Raw genomic sequence first — 20,494 nt, 5'->3', positions numbered from 1 at the left:
AAACGTATCGAGCATATTTCTATTTGTATAACCTTGAAGCCTTTTTCTTCTAATAAAAATATCTATTCAATAATAATTAATGGTCTTTAATTTACTTTTATTACCCTAGCTAATTCTTTTTGTATTTATTTTTTTTACCTATATAGCTGTGTTGGACTCAACAATAATTCATACATACCACATATAGTTCTTTAATTATCAAAATTCTATGAGTTTACCTTATAATTTCAATTTTCTTTAGATCAGCTTTTACCATAAAAATTGCCTCTACAAATACTATACTCCAACTTAGATGTAATTTCGTTAGCTTGAATGATTTTCCGCTCTTTACCTATAAAAAATTTATCAAGAATACAAACTACTTCCTCATTGATTTCAAGACCTCTTTAAGCTTCAGAGTTATATAATAAGACTGTAGAAGCCGTTTTACCTAATTCTGTTACAAACTCGAAAACATCGTCCTTTAAATTAATTTGTAAATTTCATATTCGCTTTTCATAAACTCTTTACCTCCAGGACACAAAATATTTTGTCTTACCTTAACAAGTATCCAATGTCCTTAATTAATGTTTTCTATTTTTTTTCTCATATTTTATTTACGAGTTATCTTTTCTACTCTTGTTGCAGTATCTTTTTTTGTCAAAGTCAAGCGAATAATGGTATTCTTATTGGCTTTTAAACCATGCACTACATTACCGTCTAAAGCAATTAAAGCTCCTTTTACTAATTGTTTTGTTTCGTCTTTTAATTCAAAATTAATATCTCCTTCCAAAATTTCTATTACAATAGGGTATGAGGTTTTGTGCTCTTTCATAATAGTTCCTCTTTGCATAACAATTCTTAGTTCTTTAGTAAAATCGGTTTCCAATAAAACTTTAATGATAGGTCTTTTCGCGTTAAATAAGATATCTTGATAGGTATTGGCTGTTTTCATAAAATATTATTTTGTAATCATTTAAAATTATACATTAAAATATATTTTAAATATGATTTGAATCATAGCCATACTCTATCGATTTATTTTTTATGTTAATTGTTGGATTTTTATTAATTTTTTGTGGTGAAATTATTTTTTAGAGATCAGAGATTATGCTAAGATATAAATGCAAATAATAGAGCATGTATTAGCTTACTTATTAATTTTTATTTACACCACTACCAAATTAAAAACTAACCAATTTTAAAGAAGACTTTTTCTAATCAAAAGATTAAAAAGTTTATTTTTTTTCTAAATTAAGAAACCTTCTTGAATTCTTAATTTTTTGTTAATTAATACAGTTTATGTAACAAAAAAAAATAAAAACCTTCTTATCTAATAGAATAATAGACTGAATTACAGTTTACTAAAAAAAACAGTAAATTATTTAAACAATTAGTAAAATTTTTAATTCACTAAACAATGAAAACTTTAATTATGAAATGTCTAATGACATTACTCCTTTTTTCTAGTATATTCTCTCCAATAAATGCTCAAGATATCTCTGGCTCATGGGAAGGAAAACTTACCATTAAAGAGAATAGTAGCCCCATACTTTTTAACGTAAAGTTTGAAGCCGGTGCATATTCATCAACAATGGATAGCCCCTCTCTTGGAGTTACTGGCATTCCAATGGATAAAACAATTTTTGAAAACAACATACTTACTATCAAATTCAATAAAGCTAGCTTAAAATATGTTGGGAAACTGAAAGAAAACAAATTTGAAGGAACCCTTTTTCAAGGGCCTAGCGAAATTCAATTAATATTAAATAAAACTGTTAAAACACTTCCAGGTAACACAGATTTACCAACAGCGGAAAACGAGTTAAAAAAATTAATGAATATTGATACGGGTAATTACAAATATACTGTAGAAGATTACTTTGCAAGACCAAAGGCAAGAAGCTTTAGTTTTTCGCCTAACGGTATTTATATGTCATATCGAGAAAAAGATACTAATAAAAAAAATCATATATATGTAAAAAATACTGAAACGAGCACTGTAAAAAGAGTTATTGAAGAGAGAGAGGAATTAATTAGAGGTTTTGCCTGGGCAAATGATCAAAGATTAATATATGTCATGGATAAAGGGGGGAACGAAGATTACCATTTATTTGCCGTAGATATAGATGGTAAAAATCAAAAAGAATTAACACCTTTTGATGGTGTTAAGGTTAGAATATTAAACATCTTAAAAGAAGATAAGGATCATATGATTGTTTCAATGAACAAAAATAATCCCAGCATTTTTGAACCTTACAAAATAAATATTAATAACGGTGAATTAAAACAACTATACAAAAATAAAGATTTAGCTAATCCAATTGATGGATATGATTTTGATAAAGATGGTAACTTGAGAGGCTTTTCAAAACTTAGAGACGGTGTATTTGTAGATATGTATTATACTCTCGATGGTAAAAATTATGAAATTATAAAAAAACTTAGTTGGAAAGATAAATTTTCAATCATTAATTTCAACTATGCTTCTGATAATAAACATGAAGCCTACGTTTATTCAAATTTAGATAGTGATAAAACACAATTATACTTATACAACTTAAAAGAAAATAAAATTGTAAAAAAATTATATTCTAATAAAAACTATGATGTTTCTGGTTTGTCTCTATCAAGAAAAAGAAATTATGAATTGGACTATTTTTACTACGAAGGGGAGAAAGACCATATTATTCCAGTAAGCACCTATTACAAGAAATTACACAAGCGAATTACTTCTCAGTTTCCTAAGTATAGTTATTCTATAGCAGATGTTACCGACGATGAAAGTAAGTATTTAATTTTCCTTCAAAGTGATAAACTATATGGAACTTACTATTCATATGATGCTAATAAGGATTCGTTCAAGCTACTTTATAATTTAATGCCTAATCTCAACGAAAAAGATATGGCAGAAATGCGACCTATTACTTTTAAAAGTAGGGATGGGCTTACAATTCATGGGTATATCACATTGCCAAAAGAAGCACAAAAAGGGGAAAGAGTCCCCGTTATTGTTAATCCACATGGAGGTCCACAAGGTATTAGAGATTCATGGGGATTCAATCCAGAAGCACAATTATTTGCTAGTAGAGGTTATGCTACACTTCAAGTAAATTTTAGAATTTCTGGTGGCTATGGAAGAAAATTTTTAGAATCCGGTTTTAAACAAATTGGAAGAAAAGCGATGGATGATGTAGAAGATGGACTTCAATATGTTATTGATCAGGGATGGGTTGACAAAAATAAAGTAGCTATTTATGGAGCTAGTCATGGTGGATATGCCGTTTTAAGAGGTTTAACAAAAACACCTGATTTATATACCTGTGGTGTAGACTATGTAGGTGTTTCTAATTTATTCACCTTTATGAAAAGTATACCTGCGTATTGGAAACCTTATATAAAAATTATAAAAGAAATATGGTATGATTCAGATGTAGCTACTGAAAAGGTTATTATGAATGAGGTATCACCTGTATACCAAATTAATAAAATAAAAAAACCTCTTTTTGTTGTGCAAGGGGCCAATGATCCAAGAGTTAATATTGATGAATCTGATCAAATTGTAAGTGCCTTAAGAAATAAAGGTTTCGATGTGCCCTACATGGTCAGATACGACGAAGGACATGGATTTAGTAAAGAAGAAAATACCATAGCATTGTATAAATCAATGATGGGATTCTACCATAAACACCTAAAAAACAAGTAAATATAAAAAAAGCCGTTTCAAATAAGACGGCTTTTTTTTGTAATTATCTTCAATGATTTGATTGTTTTAATACCTTTTACTTTTAATTCGTATCACTCTTGAAAATAAATGATTAATATTCTGTACTTTTCAAATCGATTAGTTCTATGTTTCTTACAAGAGGGTATCCTTGATCAGGTGCTTGCGTTTTTTCGGGTACTCTTATAACCCTTAAATTCAGATCATAAATTAAAATAGCTTCCTTTCCTGGTTCTATATTATAAATCAAATTTTGATAACTTGGTAATAGTTCTTTGTTTTCAAAATGTTTAAAACAATTCGAAATAAAAGGCAACAACTTTTTCCTTTGATCTTTTCTAATAGATCCAAATAATGAAGTATTTCCATAATCTCCGTATCCTGAAAAACTACATCCAGAGGAAAATGTTTTCGTTTTCCTACTCTTTAACTTAGTTATATCAACTACATTATTTGTAATACTTGCAAAAAGAGGATGTCTATTTACCATTGCCGAAACCTCTCTCATGAACTCCCATGTTGCGGGATTCCAGTTTATATTAACTAAGACCTCAATAATCTGATTGTTACTAAGGTAACGAGAAATGTACTGAATATCATCAGAAATTAGATCAACACAAGTAATAGGCAATATATTTCCATATTTTGTTTGAAATACAAGCAATGAATCACCTAAATCCATTCCTTTTCCTTTTAATGGAGATGCTTCAAATCTTGAAGACTTTATTTTATAGCTTCTGTAAATACCTCTTGAAGTAATTATTAAAACTCGGCTCTTATTAGTAACATCATAATAACTCCCCAATACAACAAATAAATCGTGTTTTTTTGCTAATTCTAATATGATTTCCTCTAACTCATTCCTTTCGCTTTTTGGCAAACTGCTTGTCAATTCTGGGAATATGAGAACATTCACATTCATTTCAATACTCTTTTTAACTAAGGATACTATTTTATTCGTGTGTTGTTTTGGATTTTGAACAGTAAAAAGCCCCGTTTGACTATCTTTCTTTAGAGGTACTTCAATTTGAAATTGGGCATACTTAACAAAATTTGGTTGATTATCTTCATCTATTTCAATGATTTCTATTTTTGGAAATGTTTTTGTTAATGCCAATTCCTGACTCCAAGAATTACACATCATAAAATAAAAAATTAGTGTCCCTATTTTACTCATTTGGTTTTAATAAAATTACTTTTTTATGTTTGTTTGACCATCAAAGGTTTATGCTCTTATTTTCTTTTATTATTTACAATAAAAGATAGGTTTAAATTTTAAAAATATCCTTTCATAAAATTCATACTTTTAATGATAAATAATACTAATCTGTACTTTATCAATTCAAATATAGTTCATTTTCAATATTAGTATTTCTCTTTACTTTTCGGAGTAAATTATTTGATTACATAAATGAAGCTTTCTTAAGATTTGTATCCCTTTTTTTATTGACTTTAAAAGTATCATTATCAGTTCTTTTATTATAAAAAAACTACAAATACAGAAGTAAAACCATCTACCTAAAATTATCTAAACATCCTTTATTAAAAGGGGAAATAAGTAGAATACTTTCAGTAGTACTACTATTTATTTATTTAATCTTTTTGTATAATTTAGCGTTATATTTTTTTGAATACTGCGTATTAACCAAACTTTCAAACTACCTATTATATCCAACACTTCATGTGATCGTTAATACGCAGTTCTTAATTTATTGAACTATTTTAATAACAAGGATTTGTAACATTTTTTCAAAAATAAGTATTTTCATTACCGTTCCTCCTTGGTAAAATTTTTATTTTTTCGAAGATAGCTTTCAAGTGACCATTTAATTGGTTACTTAATATCTTTTTCGATTCCATTTATACCCCCTATACATTTAACTCTTTGTTATTAATTTACAACAACATAAACATTCTCTTTGTATTTGATTTTTAAATATCTTTTGTTCTTATAACAAATGTAAAAAATACTCTTATGGATTTTTTAAATAAGAACGACTTAGCGTAGTTATTTTTTTCTACATGATTTTCTTCTTACTCTTTTTATAATAAGTCAATCGAAAAACACTTTTTCCATTATTGAGTACCTGTAAACAGCCTTGATAAACATCAATGCTTTATAATTTTATAATTAAACATCTATATAATCATCATTTCTATATTCTATCGTAGTAAACGAAATAGCCTAATTAATAATTATTAAAATTAATTACCCCATTTCGTTTTCTCAATAATTTATTGAACTACCTAAAATGATTAAGCACATCATTTTTCTTTTTTTAAAAAAAAATATAAAATTTTATATTTTAAACTCTATTGAGATGAAATTCAACCTAAGTATAAATTTATTAAACCAACACTTCCACAACTCTAAATATCTTAAAAAATAAAACACTCTCAAGAATTATATTCTGAGAGTGTTTTATTTAAAATTAGTTTGATTCGATACGTTTTTTAATGTCTTAAAGCGTAGCTCGCTCCTTTGCCAAATTCACCTAAAATCAATAATAAGCGACCTAAAAATAATTTCATTTTTTTTATCAATAATTTCCCCATAATAATAAAATTTAAATTCTCTTTATTTTCTGTGCTTGAAAAAACAACAATATAAAGGTACCTCTTAAAAAGATTATTAAGAATGGGATAACCGACAGCTATTTAGTGTTTTTCCGCTTTTTTATAAAATAGGGAACCATAAATTCGATAATTAAACACAAATCTTAGGTCAAAAAAACTGTTAGAATCTTATATTTTTAAATAGAAGATAACTTATACTCTACACTTTTCTTTTAGAGTAAAAAACAATAATAACTGGTATAAAAAAGTATCTAGTATTATAAATAGATGTTTTTTTATAAAATATATCTTTTGACATCTAAATAATTTTATAACCATATCCAACCGACATCAATTTAAACTCGTTTTCAACACATTAAGCATTCGCTTAGGTATAAAAATCAGTCAGTTGGATGGAATATATTTACAATAACGATAAACAATTACTTTTATATATTATTGTACTAATTATTTTAGCACGGCTAAAAATATAATAGATTTGCTAAAAAATAGTTTGAATAATATGTTATAATCGCACCCCAATTCCTAATCCAACATTCCAAGTATTATAACCATCAAATCTTTGATCAAGGAATATATTTGGTAAGACATAAAAAGATTTATTAATATCTTTTTCATACTCAATACCTATTCTTCCTAAATAATAAGACTCTTCCTTTTCTATCTCAACTCCAGGTCCCAAAGTAAGAACAAATCCATTTCCAAAATGATACAACATGTCTAAGGTGAAAACAAGTGGATTTACTCTTTCAACCACTTCATTTTTTGAATTTTTAATAATAAAAGTTTCTATTTCAATATCATTATGAAATCCTATCCCCCATTGCTCATTAAACCAATACTCCACATCCAAACCCCAGGAGGGTACCATGACATTATTCAAACCTTTATTATTAACAAGAGTATGTCCAATAATCCCAATTATCCTAAAACCGTTTTCTTCTTCTTGTTCATTCGTAAATTGTTTTTGTGCATTTACTTGATATATTGATGTCAATATTAAAAGCAATACAACCATATTATTTTTCATATTAAATAAATTTAAAAATTACTATTTTGTTTAGGCTTTAAACACATTTTTAAAACTTTTATTGAACTCTTTTATAAAGAGCACTCTTTACCAATTCTTTTACGTTGTCAATACACTCCTTTTCAGAGCTTATAGTCGATCTAGTTCTTTATAAAATTTTCATAAATAATTCTAAACATATGTTTTCAACCCTATAATTAAATTACTTTATAAAAGTTTTTAACTTTCTTCTCTTTTTATAGTATATGATATATCTCGCTAATGTGTTAAAAACACATTGTCTTCAACGATCCTTATTTATTATAAGAATTGTGATAAAAGTCACATAATTTAGTCTAGAAAAACCTGTTTCTTTGCACTTGTATGTCATCTTGACATTCTTATTATTAAGGGGATAAAGACAAAATAAGTTTGGGGAAACTTGTTGTTAATTTTAGTTCGAGGCAGTAAATATGAAATAAGTCTTAAACGAACTGAAAAAAATCGGCTGAATATTTTTGTTTTTTTCAAAAAACTCTTGAAGCATAGTTCTTCAGGAGTTTTTGTTTTTCTATTACTATCCCAATATATCATCTAATATTTCTAAAAAGCTATCGTAAAAGACCCCCTTAAAGAAAATGGTGTTCCTGGTGTAAAATGGATTTCTTCTTTAGAAACGATTTCATTTTGTAAACGAGATTCTGTCGCAAATTGAGTCTCATTCCAAACTACATCAAACATATTTTGAATTTGAAGACCAAATGTTAAATTTTTAAATTTATATCCTAAATTGAAATCTGTTATTGTATACCCTTTGGCTATAATAGAATTATCCTCATTCGCAGGTCTATCACCGATATGCCTTACTTGTAAACCTCCGTTAAAACCTGATTTTATCTTATAATTTAAACCTCCTGTTAACGTAAAGTCTGGCGCTAAAGGAATAAAGTTCTCTCCTTTTATTTTCTCCAAGGCTCTTGAATATGCGTAATTGGTATCAACGTTAAAAAACAACTGATTTATAAGCTCATAACGAAAACTAAAATCAATACCTTGACGATTTGTTTTTCCGCTGGGCTCTACAATACCTGCATCACCAACATATACGAACTCCTGTTCTAAAAATAAATACCAATATGCTGTATTAACTACTAATCTTGAAGTTGGTTTCCAAAGAAATCCTAAATCAAAACCATAAGAAGCAGGTAAAATATCTCTTCCTTTTTTTAACACAACTACACGTGTATCATTTGAATGAAAACCTTTACCCGTTTTTAAATATAATTGCAAGTCTTGATTGTAATTATAAAAAACATTTAATTTTGGACTTACGATGTTAGCTGTTTCAGAAAATGTTTGGTAATTGGTTTGCAAGGCATCTTTATATTGAAAATTAAAATAATCAAATCGTAAAGAGGGATTGATATTAACCTTGTTAAAGTTAAAAGTCGTACTTACATAAGTGCTATAATTTATTTCATTAATATCTCCAAATTGAATACTATTCAAAACAGTTTTCCTATTTAAAGTTTTTGATAATTCATTACCAAAACTCTGATCATTTCTAACACTAATTCCTATTGAAATATCTCCATCTAAATTGGTGAAGTTTTTTTTGTAATCGCTACTAATTCCAAAAATATTACGTTTTTCTTTTTGCTTAATTTGATCTCCATTTATAGGATCCTCTAGAAAAAATGTAAAATTTGAAAATAATTCAAAATCGTAAGTATTATAAAAAATACTATTCTTAATTGATGTATTATCCGAAATTACTTTATCGTATGTAAATAAAACATTCGTGCGACTTGTTTTTCCCCCTTCTGTATCATCTATTGCTCCAAACCTTGTTATTAAATCATTATCTACAGCACGTACAGGGATTTGTCCAGAAGCATTCCAGTTACTCATAAAATGAGATGCAGTAATTCCTACTTTATCTGTATCTGTAAGCTCAACTGTGTACTTTCCAAATAAATTAAGGCGATTAAAATTCTGTGGGCTTTTAAAATAACCATCTGTCGACATATACTCTGAGGCAATATAAGCACTTTTCTTACTTGAATTTAACACGTTAAGCATAGTTAAAAACCGTTGTGTGTTAAACTGCCCAGCTTCTAACTTAATAAGATTATCCTTTAATCTAGATTTAGTTTGAAAATTTACATAACCTGCTGTATTGAAATTTCCTTTATTTCCATAATATGCACCTTTGCCAAAATCTATTCGTTCAACTGTTTCTGGAATTACAAAATGTAAATCTGCATAGCCTTGGCCGTGTGCGTGCGATACCATATTTGCTGGTAATCCGTCTACGGTAATATTTATATCGGTCCCATGATCTATATCAAAGCCACGAAGAAATATTTGCTCAGCTTTCCCTCCTCCTGCGTGCTGACCAATAAATAAACCAGGTACTCTTTGTAAAATTTGTTGAGACGAATTTACTGGTATCGTTTGACTATCTATTGTTGTAATTATGTTTAGCGCATTTATTTTTTTACCAATGGTGACTTCTTTCAAAGACATTATATCATCTCTCATGGAAATAAAAATTGACTTTAAATTATCTACTATTTTTTGTTTATTAATATAATTAATATGACTAAAAATAAGTGTATCTCCTATTTTGACATTAGACAGCACAAAATTACCTTTTATGTTACTATGTGTATGATGATTACTATTTTTATTTAAGATATAGGCTCCTTCAATAGGTATACTATCAGCAGAAATTACTTTTCCTTTTATATTTTGTGAAAAAATTTGTTGTATAAATAGTATAAAAAATACTATCATCCGGCTCTTAATTTCTAACCTCTTTCTATTCATTATGAAATTTGATTATTCCATCTCCTACATTTTTTAGATCAAGAGTTTATGAAAAAAGTTTTCACGAATACTTTTTTTACACTAAACAGTATGTATTTTTCAAAACCTATACGTGTATCTAAACTCCCTAATCTTTTTGTAGAAAATCATTATTAATTTTAAATTCAGGCCAAAATTAATGCTAAAAGAAAAATGAAGTATGTGATAAAAGTTACATCTTCACTTCCTTTATTGCTAAATTTAAGTTAAACACTAGTTTTTTTACATTATCTTATGATAAAAGAGATTCGGAGACTAGAAACTAATTAAACTTCATAAATACTTCAAGGATGAGTGTATTTTATAATCCAACATGTTTATTCAAAACAACTAATACTTTATGCATTTCTGAATATTAAACTTTTATATACTTTCAACATACATCTTCAAAAGTATAGATGATTTATTTGTGATTATAAAAACTATGTAATTTTAGTGAAATTTGGACTAATTATTTGTTCAAAAACATCTTCATCTGTATTACCTTCAGTGTTAAAAAAAAGGATATTACTATGGTTATTTATTTGCAAAGATTCTTTAACTGATAAAAAGTCTTTTTCATTTACAATGGTTAAAAAACCAGCAAAACCGCTGGCCCCCGATTCACCAGAGATTATTTTTTCATCAGAGCCTTCTGGAAAGTAAAGTTCTCGCATAGCTTGTTTTGTATACGCATCATCAATTTTAACAGAATAGTCCGTACCACTTTTCAGTAAATTCCATGCAATTACAGAGGGAGTTTCACAATTTAAACCTGCCATAATCGTATTACTATTTCCTTTTGATGTTGATATTTTATTATTTCTAAATGACTCCAAAATACCATCAGCTTCTTTTGGTTCTACCACAACTATTTTAGGTTTATTCTTTTCATATTTATTAAGAAAATAATAAATACCAGAAGCGGCCATACTTCCTACACCAGCTTGTAAAAAAATAACATCAAATTGTTTTACTTTTTCAGTTTTTAGATTTTCTTCTAGTTCTTTAAACATTGTTAAATAGCCAGCCATTATTAAACTGGGGATTTCTTTATAATCTTCCCATGCAGTGTCTTGTATGAGTGTATAACCATAAATTTCACTCATCTGCTTAGCTTGTTTACAAGCATCGTCATAGTTTCCTTTCACCTGAATTACTTTAGCTCCTTCTTTTTCGATAGCTTGAATACGCTTAATTGTTGTATCTTGAGGCACGAAAACAATAACCTTTTTACATAAAGTCTTCGCCGACCAGGCTACAGCACGCCCATGATTTCCATCTGTTGCTGTACAAAATGTTTCTATAGAAGGATCTTTTGCTAAAAGACGATTTATTGCGTAAGAGGCTCCTAAAACTTTGAAAGCCTTTAAACCAAATCTATGAGATTCATCTTTTACGAAAATATTTCCAACATTATATTTTTTTGATAGCTCAGATAACTTAATTAATGGGGTTGATTGATATACATTCAAAGATTTATGAAAATCAAAAGCATCATTCATTCTTAATTTATCTATTACTTCATCATTAATAATACTTTTACTCGGAGTATTTTTATAAAATTTATCAGTCATATCTAATAATTTATTACACAAACTTACAATACTGAAAAATAACAACTTAAAAAGTTAAATCATGTAATAAAAGTCTTAGTGTTTTTGATTTTTCGCAAAAAAAATAAAAAAATTTCATTTTTTGCAACTACACCTTTAAAATAGCTCAATTCCTAGTTCACTTACTTCATAAAAGTAAATCAGTTTAGAAAAAGTACTATGTTTAAGTTATTACACAAAATATTTAGTTAAAAAATTTTTAAAACTTAAACATTTCATTGATTTCATTTTTTGAAGTAAATTTAAATAACGGAATTGTATCTGTTTCCCCATTCTTATGATTAACTATAGGTTTCGTTTTTAAAGTTATGCCATTTATCAATTTTTCCTTACTAAAATCTATATATTCTCCATTGATCATATATTTTTTAATATCAGCTTGCACTTGTTTTAAGGGTAAATAGTTTGCGACTATTTTTTCAAAAGCTACCAAACTAATGTTTTGTCCCAGTGGAAGTTTTGTGTTTTTTCTAACTACTGCATAATCAATCATTAAATCTTGAAATGTTTTTGATCCATTACTGATTAATCTTATTTTATTATCCAAATAAAAAGCAAAAATAAACCCCTTAACATAGTTAGCTCCCATTAAACTGCGATTTTTTTCTACATTTTTTCTAACATAATCATTATTTCTTTTTTCTGGAAAATTCTTTAATGTTGAATAATAATACCTCATATTACTATTAATATTTTCTTCAAATTTTTCTCCACTTATATAATCTAATCCTACTGCCATGCAAAAAGTTACATACTCATTGAACCCTTCATTAAACCAGAGGTGTTCAAATGTTTTCCCAAGAGATTTAAACCATCTGTGAAGTGATTCATGAAGGATTATTAAAGATTCATGCTCTCCTATTTCACCTATGACACCAGCAGTAAAACTATTCCCATTTGCCATTGCAGACATGGCTCCTTTTCTTTTACCTAAGATGTCTTTTGTTAATTTAGCTACAGGTGGTTGTCTAATATAGGCTATATAATATGGGAAATCATAATCATCAAAAAAACGCAATGTATTTGGAACTAATACCTTTACTGCTTCTTTAACCTTTTTTTGGTTATATGGTGTTAATTTATCTATATCAATTAGATAATGGGAAATATTATTTTTATCAAATTTTTCAACTTTTAAATCTCTACTATAAATAAAAATGGAATTATTTATTTCTTCTGTTTTTACTGATTTATTACCAATAATGTCAAACTTATTTAAATAATCTGGCACATTTTCCCATGAAACAGTATGTAAAAGGGAAGCTATTTCATCATCTTTAGGGTTCAATAAAAAATGATTTCCTGATAGGGATAAATATTCTTCTTTTATATTAGGAAGAAAATACATTCTAAAAACATCATTACTCTTCAATGTTTGTTTTTCTTCATATCTGTTTTTACCATTTATCCGATAGCTAATTTCTATGGTTTTTTTTTGATCCTTATTCTTTATTGTATACTTATTATGTTCTTTAATGAATGGAATATTCTCTTTTATGGTAAACTCTGAAATACATTCAAATTCGGTATCAAAAGGGTCAGGAGTATGAACTAGTATAATTTCTTTTTTCCCCTTTGTAGGAATTTTTAAATGTACTTTTAATTCAGAAGATTTACCGTCCCATGATAAAGTATAGGCTATTTTATTATGATCCTGTTTATATTTTAAACAACTAAAAATGGATAATACTCCAAGAGAAAAGAAAAAAATACTGTATTTCGCTAACATAATTATTAAAATTAATTTGGCTATTGTTATTATAAATACAATAAAAAATCAAAAAGGTTACATTGTCAATTGATCTATTTAAACAAAATAATTATTAAAAACTTATCTTAACCTTAAATACTAGTCGGTAATTACAAGGCAATTAAAATAGTTTTTTAATCTATTTTATTTTTAAGACGTATTTTTTTATTAACGTTGAGAATAATTTACTTAGATACATCTCACTTATACTATTTGATAAATAATCGATTAACCTTTTAAAAAGATTATTAATTTCAAAATTATGGAACTTGATATCATCAATACTAGTAGAGCTAAAAATACACATGCTTTCCTTAAACTATAAACTTTACGTAATTCCATTTCTATTTCTAATTTAGAACACAAAATTTTAACTTAAATAGAGTATATAAAAACCTCAGAACTCTCTATTACAATAACTTAATATGACATGCAAGCAAGTCTCCCGCTTTGAAGTTTGGTAAACCCTTATTTAAGGGTTTAACCAAATTTTCAGTATTTTATTTTAGTCTTTATTTTAAAGTCCAATAGTTTCTTTTCTTAATTTGAATGCTAAACTATTCCTATATTACTAAGCCCTATTTTATTTAAAAAAGTTTTGCCCTTGATTATAGCTAGTTCTAATAATTAGAATGCTGTAGCAGATAGTTTATGTTTACTATTTCTTTTTTTACTTTATAAATATGTACTTCACTAGTACTACATTAAATTTATTCTAGTAATGAAATTATACATTTGTAATATAACGTTGTCATAGCTATCAGAACAAATCAATATCAGTTTCTTAGTTCTGATGGCTTTTTATCTTTTTTGATTATTCTATCAATTTCAGAGTTTATTTAATACTCCAAAACCATTTTTAAAACTAAATTATCAATAAGCCATTTCAATAATTTTTTCAATATCTTTAGGCGATATCTTTTTATGTTCACCCATTCCTACCCATCCTCTTTCTTCAAAAGTGTTAGCTATAGTTTGTGCTGCTCCTTTATAATTATTTGTATAATCAGATAACTTTGTAGAAATCCCTATATCTTTAAAGAAACGTTCTGTTTTTTCAATTCCCTTTATCGCTTTCTCTTCTATACTTCCAAAAGTCACTCCCCATACACGTTCTGCATACTGTGCTAACTTTTCTTTCTTAGTTTCTAAGTTGTAATAGTAATGACTTGGAGTGAGAATTGCCAATGTGCAAGCATGATCAATTCCAAAAAGAGCTGTTAATTCATGTCCCATGCCGTGAATTGCCCAATCTGTGGGGACACCTTTCTGAATTAACCCATTTAATGCCATAGTGCAAGACCACATAAAATTAGATGCAGCCTTATAATCAGTTTTGTCTTCTAGTATTCTTGGTGCTGTTTCTATAATTGTTTGTAAAATACTTTCTGAAAAACGATCTTGTAAAACTGCACCAATTGGATATGTAATATATTGTTCCAAAACATGTGTAAAGGAATCTGCCAAACCATTTGATATTTGATGATATGGAATTGAATAAACGACTTCAGGATCTAAAATAGAAAACTCAGGAAATAAACCAGAACCACCCATTGATAACTTTTGCTTAGTTTCAGCTCTTGAAATAACAGCTCCCGAATTCATTTCAGAACCAGTTGCTGGTAATGTTAGTACAGTTCCAAAAGGAATCCCTTTTATAGTTCTTATTTTTTTTTCTAATATATCCCAAGGAGTTTTACCTTCATATAATGCCGCGGCAGATAAAAACTTAGTTCCATCAATTACTGATCCTCCTCCAACACCCAATAGATAAGTTATTTTCTCTTCCTTAATAATTTTTAAAGCATTTAATAGAACTTGATATTCTGGATTAGGCGGTATTCCTTCGAATTCTAGCACATCAAATTCTGATAAAGCTAGCTTAACTTTATCATATATTCCATTTCTTTTGATACTTCCTCCTCCATACAACAATAGTACTTTTGCATTTCTAGGTAATTCATTAGCTATTTTAGCTATTTGATTTTTACCAAAAATTATTTTTGTCGGATTTTTAAACTCAAAATTATTCATATTTGTTTTTCTTCTTTATTACTTCAAATTTAAATAAGCAGAAGCGAAATAAGGTTGATCTATGTTAATAAAAATTTTAACCTTAATAACCTTACTATTAGCCAACAACAAGAATTTTAATAATGTTTACTTATAGCCCTCCTTACGGCAAATAAACAACCTTAATTAAAAGTGAAATAAGCTCATGAATTTTATATTTCTCAGTATCAAATAATATCCTATCATACAATATTCTCTTTCTAGACATCTCTTTTATTTTTTAAGTAAAATTCCTATTCATTAACACAACAATTAGTATTATCAATTAATGTAGTAATAAATTTATGATATTATTAATTTCCTTGATGTTAGTTCATTTAGAGAAATAATGGTTTTTGTCTTAAGCTATCAGAATAAAAACGAATTAAATAAATTCATCTTAGAGGGTTCTGGTAGCTTCTTATATTATTATAAAAACTATTATTTTGATAAGTAATAATAAATTCCATCAAACAGACTTTATGATTAATAGAGGACTGTCTCTTTTTAGACATTTCTTTTCTTTTTTTTGCATTAATTATTATAAATCAAGATTGAATTAGATTATTTTTTCTTCTCTTTATTTAATAATTATTTTTTTTAATATAATACAACAAGAAGGCAATCCTCTTTACAAAACCTATTCTTAATTTCTAAAACAAAATTTATGTTTATTAAATCTCTTGCTTAATAAAATAGTTAATTCATTTACAATTTTATAAATCTTCAGCCGTTTCCTTTAAGTGTTAATTATTCCTTGGAGTAATTTATGTTTTTGTCTTAAGCTATCAGAATAAAAATTATACAAAATGTGATTACATCCCTTCTAATGTTCTGATAGCTTTTTCTATTTTTCAAGCAGGTCATAATTTTGTTTTTCTTCATCAAAGAAAAATGTATTAGCTTATTTTAAATATAATTCTTCATGTTTGTAAAGTCTATTTTAAACAAACCAATAAAAATACTTGAAAATGAAAATATAAATAACACTTAATTTGTTAGTTATTTTTCTCTTTTTGGACATCTCTTTTCTATTTTAAGTAAATTACATCTTCACAAACACTACATTGATTATTCCTTCTCTATTCATTTATATATTTGCCGTGTAATTAATCAACCCCCTAATATTAATTATCCCTTAATAGTTAATTTTTTGTAGCTATCAGAATAAAACACCCCAACACAATATTTTTCCCCTTTAATTGTTCTGATAGCTTTTTTCATTTTATAAAATGTTTCCAATGTAAAAATCAGCTAATCATCGAAAACTCTTATGGTCAAAAACTCTAAGCTAATTTTGAATAACTGGAAATATCAATTTGATGTTCGATAGCCGTTTTAACATTTACCGTTTCTACATTATCAAGATCTTTTAACCGAATTACTTCTAATTCATATTGTTTTATAAAAATACTATTGACTCTATTAATAGCAGCATGCATAAAAACAATATTTAATTTTTCTCCCGATCCTCCAAATTTAAAAGTAATGGAATGTCTATATCATAAAGTTATCCACCACTTTAAAGCCTAGAAGAAAAATAGTAAAACGAATATGAATAAATTACCAAAACTAGACAAACCTATTAGCAGGAGGCTCTTCATCAGGGGCAATAATATCCCAAATTAAATATTTTACAGTTAACCAAACATTTTCCTCTGAATCATCTGAACCTATAAAATTGGTATCATATCCTATTTTTACCCAACTCCATTCAGGATCTTGTAAGGCTTGAATAAGTTCTTCCTTTATTTCATCTGCTAAACCTTGATTTATTTCTAAAAGAGTTTTAAAATTATTCTCATACTCTTCATTTGTTAATTCCCAATCTGCCGAAAACTCCTTGATTGAATATTTCAATTTTTTATATTTGACCATAATTATTCTATTGGAAACATTGTATTTATTTCATATTTACCTAAAGTACGATTTAACTTATAACGAACTTCTATTTTGGTTAAATCATTAACCTTTATTGGCGTTCCTGATAACTTTTGACCTGTTAAAATATAATTCGGTGCTCCCACAGGTTTTTTATAACCTAAGCCGATAGTTTCTCCTAGATCAACTTGGAATTTAAACTGAGTCACAGTTTCTCCGTTCCCAAGTTCGGTCTCACTTATTCTTAAAGCTTCTTTAAAAACCTCCGTGGATTCATCTACTGCTTTTAATGCCTTTTTTATACTACCGGCATCTATAAATTTAGATGACATTGGAGGTATTATATTTCCTATTCGTCTCCCTCCTTGTAATTTAGCAATGGATGAACCATCTGGCGCAACACCTTCGGTAGCTCTTCTTTTTAATGCTTCCTCAGTAATATGAAAACCATGCCTTTCAATGGTATGAGCCGCTGAGTTTGCTTTTAATTTAGCAAAATCTCCAACTGTTGGTACCATTCCAGGAAAAACGTGAGACTTTGTTGGTCCTGCCAAATACCCATATCGTCCATCTTTCAAACGAATAGGGTTGCGAATCCATGACCTATGTATTGATTCACTAATATTTCTTGTATGGTTTCTTGTTATTTGAACAGTTCTTTTTCCAACTGAAAAAAAATTATTAACAGAAACCATATCATCTGTAATCTCTCCTGTTATAAATGCAATATTAAGTAATAATTCCTTAACGTTTCCTTCAACACAATTCCAAATAAAATCTATTGGCTGACCAATTACGGGAATATATGAAACAATTTCTTTAACAATAGTTTTTGCAGCACTTCCAATATCTGTTATTTCATTTAAATTTGTATTAATAAAGGAATTATATTCTTTACTGACTAAATCTTTTATTGGGTAATCTTTATTTATAGGTACCAAACTTATTCCTTGCTCCCATCTAGCCTGATCCCATATATATACACTATTATCCTCTAATGCATATTCTTTAAAGTTGTTATAAATATATCTATAGGTATCTCCCTCTTCAACTTTTGTCCACAGAGGAGCATAGAAATAGCGATTATTATATAAGGCTAACTTAAAATCATTTAAACTTTGAAACACAGAAATATCATACTGTATACCATTGATTTGCAAAAGATAAATTTTTCTTTGAGAATCAATAATGCTTGTATCTTGATAAACCAAAGCCTTATCAGAATCTCCATAATAAGCCGCTCTTAAATAGTGCGCTGTCTCTGGCTTTTCTGTTATCATCATAGCTACTTCATCACTTACTCCGTCGTCACTCAGTATTCTTGCATAAATATAGTTCATTTCAAAGTTTTTGTCTATGTCAAAAGACTGAGAGTTAGCGAACTTATTAGTAACATCTTTATAATGTTTTGAAGCAAGTTCCATAGAATAATATATCTCTTTGAACTTACCGATATTGCGGCTATTAATAGAGTCCTGAGGGTAATCAGGTACAATTACAGGATTATATTTTCCTGTGGCTGCAGTTGATCTTAAGTAATACTTCCATAATGGATACGCTTTTTTATCACCCAATAAATAAAAATTGTAGATAGAAACATACAATAAGTCTGGGTCTAAACCAACTTTAGTAAGAGCCTCTTTAGCAACATCTTCTGCTGTAGGATAAGACTTTACATTGGCCATTAATTGCATTGCCTTTATAAAATGATACTGAGCTTTAAGGTGACGACTGTAGTATTTTATTGCTTTATCAACCTCCTCCAAGGTTAATTTATTCTCATGATAGTTAGGTATCTTATCATTAGCGTATGAAAAAAATAAAGCTGTTTCAATAAATAGCTTTTCGTTATTAGAAAAAGAAGTTCTAATCATGTTCGAAGCTAACAACTCATTATTGTCTTCAGCTGTCGCTTTGACTAATGCTTCATTCATTGTTTCGTGACATTGATCAATATATAATTGACTCGCAGGAAAATGGGTATTTAAAACATACCATTGAGCATAAGAAAGTGTTCTAAAATCATTTATACCTCGATCAAATTGTTCTATTTCCTGTGCTTTTAATTTTATTAAAAATTGACTCATAAAAAACAGTACAAAGAATACTAAGCGTATGTAAAATTGACTAAATATTTGTTTTCGCATTATTGTTTATTAAGGATTGTGAATTACATTAATTTTTCAAAACACTGTTTTAAAAAGCTGCAATAGTACTAAAGATTGAGTTTAATTAAGTGTTAAACTTTTCTTTAAAAAAAACGATAGAATGATATTAAACTTAAAGAAAACTATATCAAACAACAAAATATCGAAACCCCAATATTATACTATAAAAATTGTACGAACTCAAATATTCATACTAGCATACGAATGGATTTATTAACATAATATTGTAATCTAAAAAGGGAGGTTAAATTTTAAAATAATTAAAAACTTATATACCTAATATGTTCCTTACAATAATCTACAAAGACATTAACACATAGCTTTTAAAAATTTTTGCTAAGATGGTCAGTCACAAGAAGGGGTTTCTCCATTTGCGATAATTTAATTATGATTTAGAAAAAATAAATTAAGTGTATAACCTTTTATAAAACTGCGTACTAACATCTTAAAAGAAAAACAGTAGTATGAAAAGTTTGGTTAATACGCAGTAAAACAAATATAAAAAGTAAATATAATAATTCTAATGGAAGATAAGAAGTAAAAAATCGTAAAAACAAAGATTATATCTTTTTGAGGAAGCGAAATAAAAAATAAACTGCGTATTAATTAAATCATTGTTTATAAATTTTATGCTTAGTTAATACGCAGTACCCTTCTATCGTTTTCAAATATAATTTAAAGTTTCTTGCGTAAAAATAGGTAAAAACACTAATAAAACACCTGTAAAAACCATTAACAGAAATATGTAGATAATGAAAATTATCTACTACAAATAGCTACTTATCCAATAAATAATTCAAAAAAATTCATGTTTACAATATCAAAATAATAAAGAGAAGAGGCTATTTTATATAAAAGACTCTTCTCTCCAAACTAATACAAACTAAC

Annotated in this window: 11 protein-coding genes; 1 reads left to right on the top strand and 10 read right to left on the bottom strand. The window is 27.5% G+C overall.

The annotated features are described in order from the left end of the window. Positions 1–592 precede the first annotated feature (592 nt). Positions 593–934, bottom strand: a complete 342-nt coding sequence (locus ACSIGE_RS12860) for a cupin (RefSeq protein ID WP_440880277.1) — start codon at positions 932–934, stop codon at positions 593–595. A gap of 465 nt (positions 935–1,399) precedes the next feature. Between ACSIGE_RS12860 and ACSIGE_RS12855 the strand changes: the two genes are divergently transcribed. After that, positions 1,400–3,685: a prolyl oligopeptidase family serine peptidase gene (locus ACSIGE_RS12855; protein WP_440880276.1), complete on the top strand. Its 2,286-nt coding sequence runs from the start codon at positions 1,400–1,402 to the stop codon at positions 3,683–3,685. Positions 3,686–3,797: 112 nt separating this feature from the next. Here the strand turns inward: ACSIGE_RS12855 and ACSIGE_RS12850 are convergent, their stop codons facing one another. The 9 genes from ACSIGE_RS12850 to ACSIGE_RS12810 all read right to left on the bottom strand — a co-directional run bounded on the left by ACSIGE_RS12850 (position 3,798) and on the right by ACSIGE_RS12810 (position 19,525). Further along, positions 3,798–4,880, bottom strand: a complete 1,083-nt coding sequence (locus tag ACSIGE_RS12850) for a hypothetical protein (protein ID WP_440880275.1) — start codon at positions 4,878–4,880, stop codon at positions 3,798–3,800. 1,905 nt (positions 4,881–6,785) lie between these two features. Further along, complete coding sequence (locus tag ACSIGE_RS12845) at positions 6,786–7,277, bottom strand: hypothetical protein (RefSeq protein WP_440880274.1); 492 nt, start codon at positions 7,275–7,277, stop codon at positions 6,786–6,788. 615 nt (positions 7,278–7,892) lie between these two features. Then, positions 7,893–10,088 (bottom strand): TonB-dependent receptor, encoded by a 2,196-nt coding sequence (locus ACSIGE_RS12840; protein ID WP_440880273.1) that lies wholly within the window; start codon positions 10,086–10,088, stop codon positions 7,893–7,895. Positions 10,089–10,582: 494 nt separating this feature from the next. Next, positions 10,583–11,716: a diaminopropionate ammonia-lyase gene (locus tag ACSIGE_RS12835; RefSeq protein ID WP_440880272.1), complete on the bottom strand. Its 1,134-nt coding sequence runs from the start codon at positions 11,714–11,716 to the stop codon at positions 10,583–10,585. Between the two features lie 238 nt (positions 11,717–11,954). Further along, positions 11,955–13,484 carry a hypothetical protein gene (locus ACSIGE_RS12830; protein WP_440880271.1) on the bottom strand — a complete coding sequence of 510 codons (1,530 nt, stop codon included), beginning with the start codon at positions 13,482–13,484 and terminating at the stop codon, positions 11,955–11,957. Between the two features lie 894 nt (positions 13,485–14,378). Then, positions 14,379–15,539, bottom strand: a complete 1,161-nt coding sequence (locus ACSIGE_RS12825) for an iron-containing alcohol dehydrogenase (protein WP_440880270.1) — start codon at positions 15,537–15,539, stop codon at positions 14,379–14,381. Positions 15,540–16,843: 1,304 nt separating this feature from the next. Continuing rightward, on the bottom strand, positions 16,844–16,999 hold the full coding sequence (locus ACSIGE_RS12820) for a hypothetical protein (protein ID WP_440880269.1): 156 nt from the start codon (positions 16,997–16,999) through the stop codon (positions 16,844–16,846). A gap of 130 nt (positions 17,000–17,129) precedes the next feature. After that, positions 17,130–17,417: a hypothetical protein gene (locus ACSIGE_RS12815; RefSeq protein WP_440880268.1), complete on the bottom strand. Its 288-nt coding sequence runs from the start codon at positions 17,415–17,417 to the stop codon at positions 17,130–17,132. A gap of 20 nt (positions 17,418–17,437) precedes the next feature. After that, positions 17,438–19,525: a hypothetical protein gene (locus tag ACSIGE_RS12810; RefSeq protein WP_440880267.1), complete on the bottom strand. Its 2,088-nt coding sequence runs from the start codon at positions 19,523–19,525 to the stop codon at positions 17,438–17,440. Positions 19,526–20,494: the final 969 nt, after the last annotated feature.

This window comes from Tenacibaculum profundi (assembly GCF_052050075.1).
Classification (GTDB): domain Bacteria; phylum Bacteroidota; class Bacteroidia; order Flavobacteriales; family Flavobacteriaceae; genus Polaribacter.
Note: the sequence above shows the minus strand (reverse complement) of the source record. Positions and strands in the feature narration are given on the sequence as shown.